We start from the raw sequence: 14,587 nt of genomic DNA, 5'->3' as shown, positions 1-14,587 counted from the left end.
GTCCCGGGTGGCGGCCTCAGACCTGCTTGAAGCCGCGGTGGAGTGCCACGATGCCGCCGGAGAGGTTGCGCCAGCCGGTCCGGGACCAGCCCGCCTTGCGCAGCCGCTCGGCCAGCTCCGGCTGGGTGGGCCAGGCGCGGATGGACTCGGCGAGATACACGTAGGCGTCGGGGTTCGAGGAGACCGCGCGGGCCACCGGCGGCAGCGCGCGCATCAGGTACTCGGTGTAGACCGTGCGGAACGGCGCCCAGGTGGGGTGCGAGAACTCGCAGATCACGACGCGCCCGCCGGGCTTGGTGACGCGGTACAGCTCCCCGAGGGCCGCGTCGGTGTCCTGCACGTTGCGCAGCCCGAAGGAGATCGTCACCGCGTCGAAGGTGTCGTCCTTGAACGGCAGTCGCGTCGCGTCGCCGGCGGTCATCGGCAGCCACGGATGGTTGCGCTTGCCCACCCGCAGCATGCCGAGCGAGAAGTCGCAGGGGACGACGTACGCGCCGCTGCGGGCGAAGGGCAGGGACGAGGTCGCCGTGCCCGCCGCCAGGTCCAGGACCTTCTGCGCGGGCCGCGCGTCGACCGCCTTCGCGACCTCCTTGCGCCACACCCGGTCCTGTCCGAGCGACAGCAGGTCGTTGGTCAGGTCGTACCGTTCCGCCACGTCGTCGAACATCGAGGCGACTTCGTGCGGCTGCTTGTCCAGGGATGCGCGGGTCACCCGCCCATTGTGGCAGGGCGGTCCGCGCGATCCGGCGGCGCCCGGCCGAACGCCGCTCCCCCGCGCCCCTGCCGGTCGGGACGGCGGCGAGGCGGGCCCCGGCATCCGGCGCACCCCGCCCCGGGGCGCGCAGCAGGGCGGCCGGCGGCGGGGGCACGTCGCCGGCCACCCGGGCACGGCCGAGCCGGCCGCCGTCCGGGAGGCGCACCGGCGCGGGAAGGTCATGGCGGGCACGGCTGCTCGGCCGAGGCGGCCCGCACCGGCCAGGAATCCGGCTCCGCGCGGGAACCGGGCGCGGCGCCGGTGTCCGGGAAAGGCCCCGTCCGCGGTCCCGCTGCCGCGTTCGCAGCAGGGCCCCGCACCGGCGCGCGCTGTTCGCGGACGGATGCGCACGACGTCAGGCCCGAGGAAATTCCACTTTCCGCGTGAACGGCCCACAGGGGCATCCCACGCTGTATTTTTCACCAGGGGACCGGCGGTGCAGCCGGGGGAATTCTCACCGTGCCGATGCTCCGGTCGTGCCCGTCATGGGCTTGAACGCACCACCACAACACCCTCCCGCCCAGGGCGAAATCCTCCCGTGCGGTGGCCGACTCCCCATTCCGGGGCTGCCTCCGCAGGAATCCTTCGGTATCTCCTTGCGGAAGTGACCCAATTCCCGTCAGGAGACGACCGTTTTTGTTGCGAGACAGACTTCACGAGAGCGGGTGCGTACGCAATGAGGAGTTTTCCGAAACCGGCCGCGGGAGTCCTTTGCCTGGTGGCCCTGGCGTGTGCCGGGTGCTCCTCGGGCGGAGCGGGCGGCACCGACGCCGCGGCGGGCCCGTCGGCCGCGACGTCGTCGTCATCGCCGTCGTCGTCGGCCGCGTCCGGCACGTCCTACGCCCCCTACGTGAGCGCGACGACGGCCGGCGCCACGGACGCCGCCGGCTCCCCGGCCACGTACAACCTGGCCTTCGTCATCGCGGACGGCAGCACGTGCGCACCGGCGTGGAACGGCACGGAGGCCGTCGACGACCCGGCGGTGCGGTCCCGGATCGCGGCGCTCCGCACGTCCGGCGCGAGCGTGCGCGTCTCCTTCGGCGGGGCCTTTGGCAAGGAGCTCGCCTCGGTGTGCGGCAGCGCGAGGGAACTGGCGGACGCCTACGCCACGGCACTGGACCAGGCGGGCTCCTCCCAGGCCGACTTCGACGTGGAGGGCTCCCAACTCGCCGACTCCGCCTCGGTCGCCCGGCGCTCCGAGGCCATCGCGCTGCTCCAGAAGGAACGCGGCGACCTCAAGGTCTCCTACACGCTCCCCGTGATGCCCTCCGGCCTCGACGCCGACGGCCTGGCCCTGCTGGAGTCGGCCAACGACCACGCGGTGGAGGTCTCCACCGTCAACATCATGACCATGAACTACGGCAGCTCGTACGCCGAGGACATGGGCGACTACGCGATCGCCTCGGCCGGGGCCGCCCACCGGCAGCTGGAGAAGGTCTTCGGGCTGTCGGCGCGGGACGCCTGGCGGGGACTCGCGCTCACCTCGATGATCGGCGTCAACGACGTGGACAACGAGACGTTCACCCTCGACGACGCGGCACAGGTACGGGCGTTCGCCGAGGGGAAGGAGATCGCCTGGGTGTCCATGTGGTCGGCCTTCCGCGACCGGAGTTGCGCGCGAGGGGCCGCCGCCGCAGACGCCGCCACCGACTGCAGCGGCGTGCGGCAGACCCCGGGCGCGTTCGCCGAGGCCCTCGCCGGCTGAGCGCCTCCGCCGGCGGCCCGGTCAGCGGGCCCGGTACACCAGCCGCCCGCCGATCACGGTCGCCACGCAGGTCCCCGCCCCCCGCGCGACAAGTTCGGCGCGGTCCGCGACGTCGAACACGGCGAACCGGGCGGGGCCGCCCGGCACCAGCGCCGGGAGCAGGACGAGCGGCGTCGGCGACAGTGCCGGCGGCCCCGGGAGCCGGTCCGGCCGCCGGCCGACCGCGAGGCCGGCCCGGCGGACGGCGTCCGCGACGGCCCGCGACCGCGGCTCCCCGGCCACCGCCACGGTGCCGTGCGCGAGCATCCGCTGGATGCCGCGCCGCGCGCTGGCGCCCAGACGCGACGGCTCGCCGCGGAGGATGGTCCGGCCGCGTTCCCCGCCGATCGGCGCGGTGCCGAGGGCGTCGGCCTCCCGCGGATCCGGGTGGTACGTGCCCTCCAGCAGCTCGGGGCCGTACGGGTTCAGCAGCCCCGGCGTCAGGATGCCGGGCCATCGCCGCACCCGCGCGCCGGGGTGGGCGGCGGCCAGCTCCTCGTACGGGCCCACGGCGGCGACGGTGGCCCCGTCGACCAGGACCGCCGCCTCCGGCGACCGCTCGGCTGCGTGAATCGTCAGCATGGAGGCGTCAGTTGGAGGCCAGCAGCTTCAGCTCGGGGTGGGCCGTGCCACCGTCGATGGCGGTCGAGGAGATGTGGGACATCACGCGCTCGTCGACCGGGTCGTCCGCCGGGTCGTCGTGCACGACGATGTGCTCGTACGTCGTCGTCCGCTGCGCGGGCACGCGGCCCGCCTTGCGGATGAGGTCGATGATCTCCAGACGGTTGGAGCGGTGCTTGGCACCGGCGGAGGAGACGACGTTCTCCTCCAGCATGATCGAGCCGAGGTCGTCGGCGCCGTAGTGCAGCGAGAGCTGACCGACCTCCTTGCCGGTGGTCAGCCACGAGCCCTGGATGTGCGCCACGTTGTCCAGGAACAGCCGGGCGATCGCGATCATCCGCAGGTACTCGAAGAGCGTCGCCTGCGTGCGGCCCTTCAGATGGTTGTTCTCGGGCTGGTACGTGTACGGGATGAAGGCGCGGAAGCCGCCCGTGCGGTCCTGCACGTCGCGGATCATCCGCAGGTGCTCGATGCGCTCGGCGTTGGTCTCGCCGGTGCCCATCAGCATGGTGGACGTCGACTCGACGCCCAGCCCGTGCGCGATCTCCATGATCTCCAGCCAGCGCTCGCCGCTCTCCTTGAGCGGCGCGATCGCCTTGCGCGGGCGGGCCGGGAGCAGCTCGGCGCCGGCGCCGGCGAAGGAGTCGAGACCGGCGGCGTGGATGCGCCGGATCGCGTCCTCGACGCTCACCCCGGAGATCCGCGCCATGTGCTCGACCTCGGACGCGCCGAGGGAGTGGATGACCAGCTCGGGGTAGGCGGCCTTGATCGCGGCGAAGTGCTTCTCGTAGTACTCGACGCCGTAGTCGGGGTGGTGCCCGCCCTGGAACATGATCTGCGTGCCGCCCAGCTCGACGGTCTCGGCGCAGCGCCGCAGGATGTCGTCGAGGTCGCGCGTCCAGCCCTTGGCGGTGTCCTTCGGAGCCGCGTAGAAGGCGCAGAACTTGCACGCCGTGACGCACACGTTCGTGTAGTTGATGTTCCGCTCGATGATGTACGTCGCGATGTGCTCGGTACCCGCGTACCGGCGGCGGCGGACGGCGTCGGCGGCGGCGCCGAGGGCGTGCAGCGGGGCGTCGCGGTAGAGGACGAGCGCCTCTTCCGGGGTGATCCGCCCACCCGCGGCGGCACGGTCGAGGACGGACTGAAGGTCGGCCTTCTCGGTCACCGGGAGCGTCCCTTTCGTAAGGGTTGTGGACAGACCAAGCCAGCCTACGCCAGCCCCTCGGAGGTCCCGACGCCAGGCCGCGTCCCCGCAGGTCCGCCCCTCGGGTCCGCCCCGCCCGACCCGACCCGACGAGGGAAGCGGCCGGTTGCGCGGGGCGGCGGTCCCGTCGGCACGGGCGGGGCGTCCGCGTGCGGGCGGGGGCAGGGCAAGAGCGGACGGGGGCGGGGCGCGGCGCGTGCGGGTGGGCAGGCCGCGCGCGGGTAGGGCACGCCCCGCGCGCGGCGCCGGCCGGTCCGGCCGGCGGGCTCAGGCCGCGTATGCGCCGGCCAGCAGCCCCACGTAGGCCCCCGCGATCAGGAACGGGCCGAACGGGATCGACGTCTTGCGGCCCGCCCGCCGCACGATCACCAGGCCCAGCCCGTACAGCCCGCCGAACAGGAACCCGGCGAAGGTGCCGAGGAACACGGCGCTCCACCCGTACCAGCCGAGCACGGCGCCGAGCCCCAGGGCCAGCTTGACGTCCCCGAAGCCCATGCCGTCGGGGTTGACGAGGAAGAGGACGAAGTAGCCTCCGCCGAGGGCGCCCGCGCCGAACAGGGCGGTGGGCCAGTCCCCCGCGTGCTCGGGCAGCGCGGCGGCCACTCCGAGCAGGACGAGGGCCGCCGCCGCGAACGGCAGGGTCAGCGGGTCCGGCAGCCGCTGCACCCGGAAGTCCACCAGGGCGAGCAGCACGCCGAGCGGGGCGAGCAGCAGCCAGGCGGCCAGTTCCGGCCGGACGCCGGTGGCGAGCGCGAGCCCGGCGCAGAGCAGCGCGGTGACGAGGCAGACGGGGCCCGCGGCGGGCCCGTAGCGGGTGCCCCGCGACCGCGCGAGTCCGAGCCAGCCGCGCGCCGGGCCGGTGATCGCCTCCCCGTCCGGGCACCGGTCGCGCCACGGCTCGCCGGGGTCGACGGCGAACCGGTAGGCGGGCCTCGGCACGAACAGGCCGGCCGCCGCACCCCACAGCGCGGCGGCGCCGGCCGTCCAGAGGTCGGGATCCACGCGTTCCCCCCGGGAAGAGTCGGTACGGAGTGTGCGGGGCCGTGCCCCGCAGCGGAGTCTGCGGGGTCGTGCCCCGCTCCGAGGCAGTCAGCCGCCGCCCTCGGAGCAGCGACCGTACGGCGCCCGCAGGCCGGGCACCCGGCCGGCCCCGCTCCCCCATCTCGCGGACCACGGGCCGGGACCGGGGACCGGGGACCGGGGACCGGGGACCGGGGACCGGGGACCGGGGACCGGGGACCGGGGTGAGGATGCCGGGTCGCCGGGAGCGGGCGTCGGCGTCCCGGTCACCGGGGTCGGGCGGGGGCGGCGCGGTGGCGCGCGGCGGTCAGCCCACGGCTGCCTCCCCCGTCCGCCAGGCGGGGAGAAGCTCGTCGAGGAGCGCCTCGGTGCGGGGCGGCAGCCCCCGGACACCGCCGCGGGCGACCAGGTCGGCGGCGAGCCGCCTCAACCGGTCGGTGTCACCGGTCGCGTGGGTGGCGCGCAGCAGTTCGTTCCACAGCCGCTCGTCGTGCGGCGCCGAGCCGAGGGCGGCGTCCAGTGCCTCGATGGCCTTCTCCGCGCGAGCCTTCTCCAGGTGGAAGGCGGACAGGGCGAGGCCGATGTCCGCGACCAGCAGCGGCAGCCGGGCGTCGATGATCTCGTGCGTGAGCCAGCCGTACCGGCCCTGCGGGCGGTCGGCGAGCAACGGGCCCCGGACGAGGACGAGGGCGTCGGTGAGCAGCCGGCCGCGCACCACACGGCTGTCGGCTCCCTTGCCCTGGGTGGCCTCGTGGTACAGCGAGCGCAGCACGTCCAGGTCGGAGACGACGGACGGCGCGAGGGTGAGCCGCCCCGCCGCGTCGGTGCGCAGGCGCGCCGTGCCGTCGGGGTCGGTTCCGAGCCAGCCGTGCAGCCGCTCGACGAGGGCGTCCCGCACGTCGTCGGTCACCCCGCGCGGCCACAGCGCCGCCGACAGCACCCGCGGGTGCACGCCTTCGCGGTGCAGCAGGAGCAGTGCGAGAGCCTCGTGGAGCAGCGGGCTGCGCTCGCCGTCGGGCGTCTCCAGGCCGATGATCTCGTACGAGCCGACCAGGCGCGCGTAGACGGCCGGCCTGCCCTGTTCGCTGACGTCGACCAGGAACGGCGGGGTGGTGGTCGGCCCGTCCGGATCGTCCTCGGGATCGGCTTCGACGAACAGCTCGACGACCGCCTGCCGCTGCCGAGTCGGCAGGACCTGCGCGTCGAGTTCGAGGCCCAGCAGGGGTGCGAGCAGCCTGCCCTCGGCGGTGATCTCCATCTCCCAGGCGGCGCCCGGCAGTTCACCGCCTTCGGTGCCCACCAGGTATCCGATGCCCAACCGCGCCGCGTCCGCAGCGAGTTCGGCGAGCCGGACGGCGTCGTCGGCGTCGGGTTCGGTGGCGAGGAGGACGAGGTGCGGGGCCCAGCGGGTGTGCTGCGCCGGTCCGGTGCGCCCGGTGAGGACCGAGTCGTGACCGGCGGCGCCGAGGGCTCCGCGCCGCTGCCGGGTCTCCGCTTCCATGGCCTCCAGGAGCGCCTCGACGCCGTCGAGGTACCGCAGCCGGCTGGGCGCGAGGGGGGTGAGCTCCTCACCGAATCCGACGAGGGTGATCGTCATGCGGTCGGACCAGCCGTTGGTGGCCAGTTCGGCCGCGACGGACGCGAAGACGCCGGCGCGGTCGGCCGCGTCCCCGCTCAGCGAGACGATGCCGGGCACCGCCTCCAGGTTGAGCAGCAGGCGCGAGTCGTCCATGGTGCCCAGGCTGACCAGCCCCGGGTACGGGGCGGCCGTGTCGGCCTCCTCGCAGCGCTCGGCGTCCGCGCGGGCCAGCATCCAGAACGTCTGGTCCTGCCCGAGCTGCCACGGCGTGGGCGGCTTGCCCGCGGGCTGGGCCAGTTGGAGGTGCAGGTCGCCGTTGCCGCCCAGCCAGGCCGCGTAGACGGTCGGCAGCGGGCGGGACTCGGCGGCGAGCGCCGCCGCCAGGCCGCGCAGCGAGAGGTCGAGCAGCCGGACGCCCTCGGGGTCGGCGCCGACGAGCAGGGCGTCCTGGGCGTCCGCGGCGGACCCCGTCGGGACCGGCGGCTCAGCGGAGCGCCGCCCTCCGACCGCACCGAGCGCCGACTGCCACAGGGCCTGGCGGCGGCGCCGGCCTAGGGCGCCGAGGAGGCCGGCGGCGAGCAGCGGTGCGCCGAGGAGGGCTTCCGGCAGCCCGAAGGAGTCGCCGTCCGCGGTGGCGCGTTCGGCCCTGTCTGCCGCCGCCCGCCGGTCCGGCGTGGCCTCGGCGGGGGCGGGCCGGCCGTGCTCCTCGCCGCCCGCCGGCTGCTCGTCCGTGGGGCGCTGACGCGGCAGGGAGAGGTGCGCGGTGTCCCGGTCGCCCCGATCGCTCTGCCCGCCGGCCGCGGCGCCCCGGTGCTGGTCGCCGGTCTCGGCGTAGTCGTGGATCTGCTGCCGGAGCGGCTGCGGGACCTCGGGGGCCGCGCCGGGCATCTCGACGAGTTCGCCGCCGTGGGCGTCTCCGGGCATCTCCAGGATCCAGCCGGGCCGGATGAGGCTGGCCTCGGACAGCTTCGAACCGTCGGGCTGCGTACGGTCCTTGTTCAGCCGGTAGATCTCCTTGTAGCGGCGGCCGTCGCCGAGGTGGCGCTGGGCGACCTCCCAGAGGGAGTCGTGGTGCCGGCCCTCGGGCGGGTGAATCCGGTAGTACTTCGTCGCGGCGTCCTCGCCCGAGCCGTCGGCGCGGACCGCGGCGCCGGCCGCCGTGGCGGCCTGCTCGGCGACCGCGGCGGCGGCGCGGGAGGCGCTCTGCTCCTGCTGCCCGCCGAACAGTCCGGGCGTCTGCTGCGCGGCGGCGGCCACGGGAGCCTGCCGGCCGGCCTCCGGTCCCTGGCCGAGCTGCGAGAGGCCCGGGGTGAAGCTCGCGGCGGCGGCGCCGACCAGGAGCAGCGAGGCGACGAGTTGGCGGGCCAGCAACTGGCTGGGGCCGGCGCCGGGCACCCGGTTGGGCATGCCGACGCCCGACAGTGCGGCCTTCACCTCGACGAGCACACAGGCCGTGAACTGCGCCCACGCGCACCACACCATGACCGTCAGCACGTTGACGAACGTGCCGACGGAGATCTCCCGTTGCAGCCAGTCCAGGCCGGGCGCACCGTGCGGCAGCGGCCAGCCGACGCCGACGGCGAGCGCGCCGGGGACGCCGACGAGCAGGACGAGGAGCGCGAGGAGCGCCCCGAACGCCTTCACGAAGTCCCCGACCGTTCTGCGGCGCCGGGGCAGGGGCTGCGGCGTCCGATTCCTCGGACTCGGCGAGGTGCCCGTCGAGCTGGAAGTGGTGCGTCGCGCCATGGCGGGTGTCCCGGGGTCGTGTGCGGAGGGAGATTGCGGTGGGGTCGGCGTGAACCGGCCCTCCTGAGATCTTAGGGAGGGCGCCGCAGGCCGGGCAGGGGGTGTGGACAACTGCCGGGACCTTCGGTGACCAGCCGCCGCACATCGCCGATATGCCCGCATCCGCGCGCCTCGGCCCCTTCTCTCCGTGCCTCCCCGGGGCGGCGCCACGTCCCTCTGCCCACCGCCCGCCGGTCACGTAATCTGAGCGCCCGACGAGGCTCGCCGCGCGCTCCGGAGAGGCATGCCATGGCATTGAGGGGCGAGGTGACCGCACGCCAGGCACGCCTGGCGGTCGAACTGCGCCGGTTGCGCGAGGCGGCGGGCCTCACCTCGCGGGAGGCGGCGATCCTGCTCGGCGTGAACCCGGCGCAGATCAGCCAGATCGAGGCGGGTCTGGCCGGAGTGAGCGAGAGGCGGCTGCGCCGGCTGACGGCCCAGTACGCCTGCACGGACGAGGCGTTCGTCGACGCGCTGGCCGCGCTGGCGACGGAGCGCACGCGCGGCTGGTGGGAGCGGTACCGGGGGCTGCTGCCCTCGCCGTTCCTGGACCTCGCGGAGTTGGAGCACCACGCGACCTTCCTCCGCGAGGTCCAGTTCCTCTACGTCCCCGGGCCGCTCCAGACGGAGGACTACGCGCGCGCCGTCTTCTCCTACCGCCTCCCCGAACTCACGCACACCGATGTCGAGTTGCGCGTCCAGCACCGCATGCAGCGCAAGGTGATCCTCGACGGCCCCACGCCGACGCCGTACGACGGCGTGATCCACGAGGCGGCGCTGCGGATCATGGTCGGGGACCGGGCCGCCTCCCGCGCCCAACTGGCCCACCTCGCCGCGCTGTCCGAGTCGCCGCACGTCACCGTGCGGGTGATCCCCTTCGCCCTGGAGGGATTCGCCGGGGCCACCAGCGCCATGACCTACGCAGGAGGGCGGGTGCCGAGGCTGGACACCGTCGTCCGGGACGCGCCACAGGGCGCCGCCTTCATCGACTCGGCAGCCCAACTCGACGCCTATAGAACGCTTTTCCGTAAAGTGGAGGCCGTTTCGCTGGGCGCCAAGAGGTCCCGCGACTTCATCCACAGGTTGTCGAAGGAGCTGTGAGGCACCGATGAACACCCCCCGCAACTGGCGGAAGTCCTCCTTCTCGGGCCCGGGGGACGGCGACTCCTGCGTCGAACTCGCCTCCACCCCCACGACGCTGCACCTCCGCGAGTCCGACGACCCCGCCACGATCCTCACCACGACCCCGGCCCCCATCGGCCACCTCCTGGAAGCGATCCGCACGGGAGCGGTCACCGCGCCGGGCGCGTAACAACCTTTGTACGGGGGGCCTGTCGAGCGAACAGCCCCCAACAATCGGCGCGATAGATTCACCCTCACATCCTGATCAAGAAGGTGCGGGTGCTACGGGGGACAATGTGTCGAACAGGCCGACGGACTGGCACATACTCGACCTGGACCACGATCCGACACCGGGTGACCCGCAACGCGTCCGCACCTTGGCGGGCTCGCTGCACGACTTCGCCGACGACGTGTCGGACATCCTGCGGGACATCAAGGGTCTGGCCCACGACGACGCGGTCCTGAAGTGGGCCGGCAAGACGGCCGACTCCTTCGCGTCGGAGTTCGAGGACGTCCCCTCCAAGCTCAAGAAGCTCAAGAAGTCCTACACCCTCGCGGGCGACGCGCTGGCCTCGTACTGGCCCGACCTGGAGGACGCGCAGGACACGGCCGACAAGGCACTGCGCGACGGCCGCAAGGCCCGGTCGGAACTCGGCACCGCGCAGCAGGCGCTGACCGGCGCCGACGACTGGGTACGAACGGCCACGGCCAAGGCCGACGCCTACGACCTGTCCACGCACAAGGGCAAGGACGTTCCGGCACCCGACGAAGCCGACGTCCGCCGCGCCACACGCGACGCCCGGCACGCCAGGGAACGGCAGACGGCAGCCCGCAAGGACGTCGACGACGCCCAGGGCCTGCTCGACGCCGCGAAGAAGCTCGCCGCCCACGCCAAGGGGCTTCGCGAGGACGCGGCACGCCGCACGGTGAAGAAACTGCACGAGGCGTCGGACGCCGGCATCCACAACCGGCACTGGTGGGAGGAGCCCATCGACTGGGTCTCCGACCACTGGGACGAGATCGTCACGGTGTGCAAGTGGGTCGTGACCATCGTCGGCGTCATCGTCATGATCGTGGGCGGCCCACTGGGCTGGCTCGTCTTCGCGGCAGCACTGGTCGTCCTGGCCGACACCGTCAGAAAAATGCTCGAAGGACAGGCCGGCTGGGGCGACCTGATCTTCGCCGCTCTCGACTGCATCCCGGCGACCAAGGGATTCACCAGCCTCGCCAAGCTCGGCAAACTCTGGAAGGCGGGCGGTCTGCGCGCACTGGGCGGCGGTGCGCTGAAGGGCATCGGCGGGGGTCTCACAGGTCTGGCCGCGAGCATCCGCAGTGCCAAGAATCTGCGCTTTTCAGCGTTCAGCGGCATGGGGAAGAGACGCTGGTGGAAAACGGACTCACCCCACGCCGGCCCACCCACCAGACCCACCTCCGATTCCCTGCCGTCCGACATACCCGTCTACCACAAGGACGGGGCTACAGCCATCGGCTACGATCCCTCCACCCTTCGGAACTTCGACGTGGCCGAGCGGCTTCCGGGATATCAGGACGTCATTATCCACGGGACCACTGACGGAAGAATGCTGGCGGGCCAAGCAAACCGTGCGGGACAGGCAACCGCGGGGCATACCGTCCATCCGAATCACGTCCTCGACACGATCCGGCAGATACCGGGATACGACGGAGGGCCCATCAGGATGCTCACCTGCCACTCCGGGGTCGCGCAACCTCAGGCCATTCAGGGAATTGCCAATTCCTTGGGAGTTCCGGTCAAGGCACCGACGAACGTGGTGGGCGTCCCGAGCTTCGGCAAGGGCCCCTTCAAGCCGACAATCAACGACGGCGGCAGTTGGCTGACATTCCTGCCGATGGCTTAGAGTCGGGGAGCGCCGACACCACGGAGCGGCCAAGGAGGCCAGATGATTCGAACCGTAGGGTTTTTCGCTGAACTTCCCTCAAGTTGGGGTTTTCCGATCGAAGGCCATATGCGCGATCACGTGAACGGCGTCGCGGCTGCCGATGAGGAAAAGATTGTCGCATACCTCAGAGCAGGCGCGGGCGTGTGGAGTGAGATGAGCGCAGGGCCCGACGTTCTGGACTTCGAGGCCCCCGAACTGTCCGGAATCGGATCACTCTTCACCGACGGAAGATGGTTGTGGCGCCAGGATCTTGCTTACTATCTCGCGAAATACCATCTCTCCCTCGATCCAGATTTCATTCAGCATGTGAGAAATTCCGACTACCGCGTCCCCGCTGTGCCGGAAGAGCGTTTGCGTGAGATCTTCACCGAGGATTTGAGGATGAGTCTCGGCTGACCGCAGGCCCAGGAATCTCAACCAACCAACAACAGAGGATCACGACGTGGCATCGACCCCCGACCACCTCGAACGTCGGGATATATCGACCGGCTTCTCCCTCGCGGTCCCCGACTCCTGGTGGGAGTTCGACATCCGCCCGGAAGGCAGGGACGCCACCATTCGGGCGCTCGTCGACGAACGGGTCCGGGAGGTCCCCGACCTCGCTCCCCACCGGTCGGACCTGGCCACCCTGCTCCGCGGGATGGCCAAGGACGCGCACGACTCCGGGGCCGTGTACATGGGGTGCATGGCGGAGAACCTCGACGGCGTCCCCCTCTCGGCGACGATCACGGTGTCCGTGGTCGGAGCCGACGGCAAGCAGGGCGCAACCCTGTCCACGGACCCGCGGGACATCGCGGGCGGCCTCCGCACGATCACACCCCGACGCGAGGGAGACGCCTGGCGCACCGTGACCATCGTCGACCTCCCCGACGTCGGGCTCGCGGCAAGGACGTTCGGTGTCGAGGACGTGCCCGTCGCCCAGGGCGACACCCGCACCCTGCGGATGGTGCTCACCCAGACGTACATCCCCGTCCCGGGAACCGCCGACCGCATCGTCCTCGTCTCCGGCGCCAGCCCCGTGCTGGACCTCGCCGAGGCGTTCCACGACATCTTCGACGCGGTGACCGGCACCTTCCGCTTCGTCTGACCCAGACCGCAGGACTCCAGGAGAGGGAACCGGCATGAGTGGTGGCGGCGAGAGCGACCTCGCGCTCCCGTTGAGTGAGCTGGAGGACTACGGCGGGCGGCTGCGGGACATCAAGAAGCGGCTGAACCGCACCAGGAAGTTGTTCGAGTCCTACCGCGACGACCTCGGCGACGACACCGTCCACGACGCCCTCGACGACTTCGAGTCGGGCTGGGAGGACGGACGGGAGGACATCGGCCAGGCTCTCGACGCTCTCGCCGAGATGTCCGACGCCGTGGTCCGGGAGTTCCGCAAACTCGACGACAAGCTGGCCAGGGAAGTGAGGGACGGGGTGAAGATGAAGGACGACCGCGGGCGGAAGGGCAAGGGCGCCTAGCGCACCACGACGCCCCGGGCCGACCCGCACGATGGCCGCTCCCGGCTCCCGGCTCCCGGCTCCCGGCCTCAGCCCACCTCGTTCTCCGCCACCGCCGATCCGTGGACGATCACGTCGCCCCCGTAGAACATGCCGGTGAAGACCGGTGAGTAGGTCAACTGCACCTCGACCTCGACCCGGTCGGCGTCCGCGGTCACGCAGTGCGTGGCGGCGATGTCCGGACCCGACATGCCCATCTCGCGGGCGAAGGCGCGGACCCGGGCGCCGCAGTTGCGGAAGTTGATCGGGGCGGCGCCGTTCTTGTTCTCGTAGAGCGACTCCAAGTCGACGTCCTGGGCGGCGAAGCGGGCGGCCTGCTCGGCGATGTCGGCGGCGCGCTCCCGCTTCGAGATCGACATGCCCCCGTCGATGACGAACGCCGCCAGGGACAGGAAGACGAGCGCGAACACGATGACCGCGCCCGCACCCGACCCCCGGTCGTCCCCTCGGGCGCCGCGTGCCGCGATCCAGGCGCCGCAGCGGGCGCCGACTGGGAGGCTCCGCCTCATGCCGTCCTCCGGAACGGGTCGAGGGGCGAACTGAAGCGGGACGTCAGGGTCGTGGGGATGTCGAGGCCGATCATCGCCAGGCCCCGCACCCGGCAGCTCACCTCGACGGAGAAGATCGTGTTCGGCTCGAACCCGGTACTCGTCTGCGTCACCGTGACCGGACCGGAGCAGACGTCCGCGAGGTCGGCCTCGGCCGCCTTGCGCGCCTCCGCCAGGGCGGTCCCGTGGTCCTTCTGGATCGAGCCCGCGCGGGCCGCGTCCCGGGCCGCTCCGTCCAGAGCCCCGCGCCCGTCGACCAGTTGGCCGAAGGCGACCAGCACCAGGACGAACAGGATCATCACGGGAGCGAGGATCACCACCTCGACGGTGGACAGGCCCCGGTCCCCGCGGCCGGCGGATGCCAGGGCGCGCAGCGCCCCCGGCGGCGATGTCGGCTCCGTCACGGCCCCACGTCCTTCACGAACCGCTCCACGGGCCCCGCCGACCGCGCGTGCACCGTCAGGTCGAGACCGGGGAAGACCGTGGGGATGCTCGCCGTGATCTCGACACCGACCGTTCCCGGCTCCGGCTGGAGCGTCCTCACGTCCGGGGACAGCACCAGCTGCGGACCGAGCTGGCGGATGTAGCTGTCCGCCACGTCCCGCGCGTCCCCGCGCCACGCCCCGGGCCGCTCGTCCGCCGTCGCCCGCGCCTTGCGCGCGCCCGCCTGCGCCGCCGCCTGGGCCACATGGTCGGCGAAGAAGTACAGCGCGAACTGCACGGTCGCGAAGATCATGAAGAAGAGCACCGGGGTGAGCAGCACGAACTCGATCGCGGTCATGCCGG

15 protein-coding genes are annotated in these 14,587 nt (G+C 72.6%); 7 read left to right on the top strand and 8 right to left on the bottom strand.

Annotation, left to right across the window (positions count from 1 at the left end; genetic code table 11):
• Window positions 1-16: 16 nt before the first annotated feature.
• Window positions 17-712 (bottom strand): demethylmenaquinone methyltransferase, encoded by a 696-nt coding sequence (locus tag ACGFS9_RS27420; protein ID WP_393256882.1) that lies wholly within the window; start codon window positions 710-712, stop codon window positions 17-19.
• A 718-nt stretch (window positions 713-1,430) separates the two neighbouring features.
• Between ACGFS9_RS27420 and ACGFS9_RS27415 the strand changes: the two genes are divergently transcribed.
• A complete protein-coding gene (locus ACGFS9_RS27415) occupies window positions 1,431-2,459 on the top strand; it encodes a chitinase (protein ID WP_393256881.1) in 1,029 nt (342 codons plus the stop codon).
• Between the two features lie 21 nt (window positions 2,460-2,480).
• Here the strand turns inward: ACGFS9_RS27415 and ACGFS9_RS27410 are convergent, their stop codons facing one another.
• The 4 genes from ACGFS9_RS27410 to ACGFS9_RS27395 all read right to left on the bottom strand — a co-directional run bounded on the left by ACGFS9_RS27410 (window position 2,481) and on the right by ACGFS9_RS27395 (window position 8,671).
• On the bottom strand, window positions 2,481-3,080 hold the full coding sequence (locus ACGFS9_RS27410; RefSeq protein WP_393256880.1) for a hypothetical protein: 600 nt from the start codon (window positions 3,078-3,080) through the stop codon (window positions 2,481-2,483).
• A gap of 7 nt (window positions 3,081-3,087) precedes the next feature.
• A complete protein-coding gene (mqnC, locus tag ACGFS9_RS27405) occupies window positions 3,088-4,287 on the bottom strand; it encodes a cyclic dehypoxanthinyl futalosine synthase (protein WP_393256879.1) in 1,200 nt (399 codons plus the stop codon).
• 306 nt (window positions 4,288-4,593) lie between these two features.
• Entirely contained in the window at window positions 4,594-5,328 is a 735-nt protein-coding gene (locus tag ACGFS9_RS27400; protein ID WP_393256878.1) for a prepilin peptidase, read from the bottom strand.
• Window positions 5,329-5,653: 325 nt separating this feature from the next.
• Window positions 5,654-8,671 (bottom strand): BTAD domain-containing putative transcriptional regulator, encoded by a 3,018-nt coding sequence (locus tag ACGFS9_RS27395; protein WP_393256877.1) that lies wholly within the window; start codon window positions 8,669-8,671, stop codon window positions 5,654-5,656.
• Between the two features lie 288 nt (window positions 8,672-8,959).
• Between ACGFS9_RS27395 and ACGFS9_RS27390 the strand changes: the two genes are divergently transcribed.
• From ACGFS9_RS27390 to ACGFS9_RS27365, 6 genes are all read left to right on the top strand, one after another.
• The gene (locus ACGFS9_RS27390; RefSeq protein WP_393256876.1) at window positions 8,960-9,811 is read left to right on the top strand and encodes a helix-turn-helix domain-containing protein; all 852 of its coding nucleotides are present in this window, start codon (window positions 8,960-8,962) and stop codon (window positions 9,809-9,811) included.
• A gap of 7 nt (window positions 9,812-9,818) precedes the next feature.
• Window positions 9,819-10,022 carry a DUF397 domain-containing protein gene (locus ACGFS9_RS27385; RefSeq protein WP_393256875.1) on the top strand — a complete coding sequence of 68 codons (204 nt, stop codon included), beginning with the start codon at window positions 9,819-9,821 and terminating at the stop codon, window positions 10,020-10,022.
• Window positions 10,023-10,128: 106 nt separating this feature from the next.
• Window positions 10,129-11,709, top strand: coding sequence for a putative T7SS-secreted protein (locus ACGFS9_RS27380; RefSeq protein WP_393256874.1), 1,581 nt, complete (start codon window positions 10,129-10,131; stop codon window positions 11,707-11,709).
• A gap of 42 nt (window positions 11,710-11,751) precedes the next feature.
• On the top strand, window positions 11,752-12,147 hold the full coding sequence (locus tag ACGFS9_RS27375; RefSeq protein ID WP_393256873.1) for a hypothetical protein: 396 nt from the start codon (window positions 11,752-11,754) through the stop codon (window positions 12,145-12,147).
• A gap of 46 nt (window positions 12,148-12,193) precedes the next feature.
• Window positions 12,194-12,838, top strand: a complete 645-nt coding sequence (locus ACGFS9_RS27370; protein WP_393256872.1) for a hypothetical protein — start codon at window positions 12,194-12,196, stop codon at window positions 12,836-12,838.
• Between the two features lie 34 nt (window positions 12,839-12,872).
• Window positions 12,873-13,214, top strand: a complete 342-nt coding sequence (locus ACGFS9_RS27365; protein WP_393256871.1) for a hypothetical protein — start codon at window positions 12,873-12,875, stop codon at window positions 13,212-13,214.
• Between the two features lie 68 nt (window positions 13,215-13,282).
• On the opposite strand, the gene ACGFS9_RS27360 is transcribed toward ACGFS9_RS27365, so the two are convergent.
• From ACGFS9_RS27360 to ACGFS9_RS27350, 3 genes are read right to left on the bottom strand one after another with little or no spacing between them, the layout of a single operon-like run.
• Window positions 13,283-13,762 (bottom strand): pilus assembly protein TadG-related protein, encoded by a 480-nt coding sequence (locus ACGFS9_RS27360; protein WP_393256870.1) that lies wholly within the window; start codon window positions 13,760-13,762, stop codon window positions 13,283-13,285.
• Window positions 13,759-14,205: a TadE/TadG family type IV pilus assembly protein gene (locus ACGFS9_RS27355; RefSeq protein ID WP_393256869.1), complete on the bottom strand. Its 447-nt coding sequence runs from the start codon at window positions 14,203-14,205 to the stop codon at window positions 13,759-13,761. Before ACGFS9_RS27355 ends, ACGFS9_RS27360 begins: the two co-directional genes overlap by 4 nt.
• Complete coding sequence (locus ACGFS9_RS27350; RefSeq protein ID WP_393256918.1) at window positions 14,202-14,582, bottom strand: TadE family protein; 381 nt, start codon at window positions 14,580-14,582, stop codon at window positions 14,202-14,204. Before ACGFS9_RS27350 ends, ACGFS9_RS27355 begins: the two co-directional genes overlap by 4 nt.
• Window positions 14,583-14,587: the final 5 nt, after the last annotated feature.

The organism is Streptomyces sp. NPDC048566 (assembly GCF_043199735.1).
Classification (GTDB): domain Bacteria; phylum Actinomycetota; class Actinomycetes; order Streptomycetales; family Streptomycetaceae; genus Streptomyces.
The sequence above is the reverse complement of the archived record's forward strand: the minus strand, read 5'-3'. Positions and strand labels throughout refer to the sequence as shown.

Excerpts from the sequence above, each read along its gene's own strand:
- ACGFS9_RS27415 (WP_393256881.1), top strand. The coding sequence starts at position 1,431 with ATGAGGAGTTTTCCGAAACCGGCCGCGGGAGTCCTTTGCCTGGTGGCC.
- ACGFS9_RS27410 (WP_393256880.1), bottom strand. The coding sequence starts at position 3,080 with ATGCTGACGATTCACGCAGCCGAGCGGTCGCCGGAGGCGGCGGTCCTG.
- ACGFS9_RS27395 (WP_393256877.1), bottom strand. The coding sequence starts at position 8,671 with ATGGCGCGACGCACCACTTCCAGCTCGACGGGCACCTCGCCGAGTCCG.
- ACGFS9_RS27390 (WP_393256876.1), top strand. The coding sequence starts at position 8,960 with ATGGCATTGAGGGGCGAGGTGACCGCACGCCAGGCACGCCTGGCGGTC.
- ACGFS9_RS27385 (WP_393256875.1), top strand. The coding sequence starts at position 9,819 with ATGAACACCCCCCGCAACTGGCGGAAGTCCTCCTTCTCGGGCCCGGGG.
- ACGFS9_RS27375 (WP_393256873.1), top strand. The coding sequence starts at position 11,752 with ATGATTCGAACCGTAGGGTTTTTCGCTGAACTTCCCTCAAGTTGGGGT.
- ACGFS9_RS27365 (WP_393256871.1), top strand. The coding sequence starts at position 12,873 with ATGAGTGGTGGCGGCGAGAGCGACCTCGCGCTCCCGTTGAGTGAGCTG.
- ACGFS9_RS27360 (WP_393256870.1), bottom strand. The coding sequence starts at position 13,762 with ATGAGGCGGAGCCTCCCAGTCGGCGCCCGCTGCGGCGCCTGGATCGCG.
- ACGFS9_RS27350 (WP_393256918.1), bottom strand. The coding sequence starts at position 14,582 with ATGACCGCGATCGAGTTCGTGCTGCTCACCCCGGTGCTCTTCTTCATG.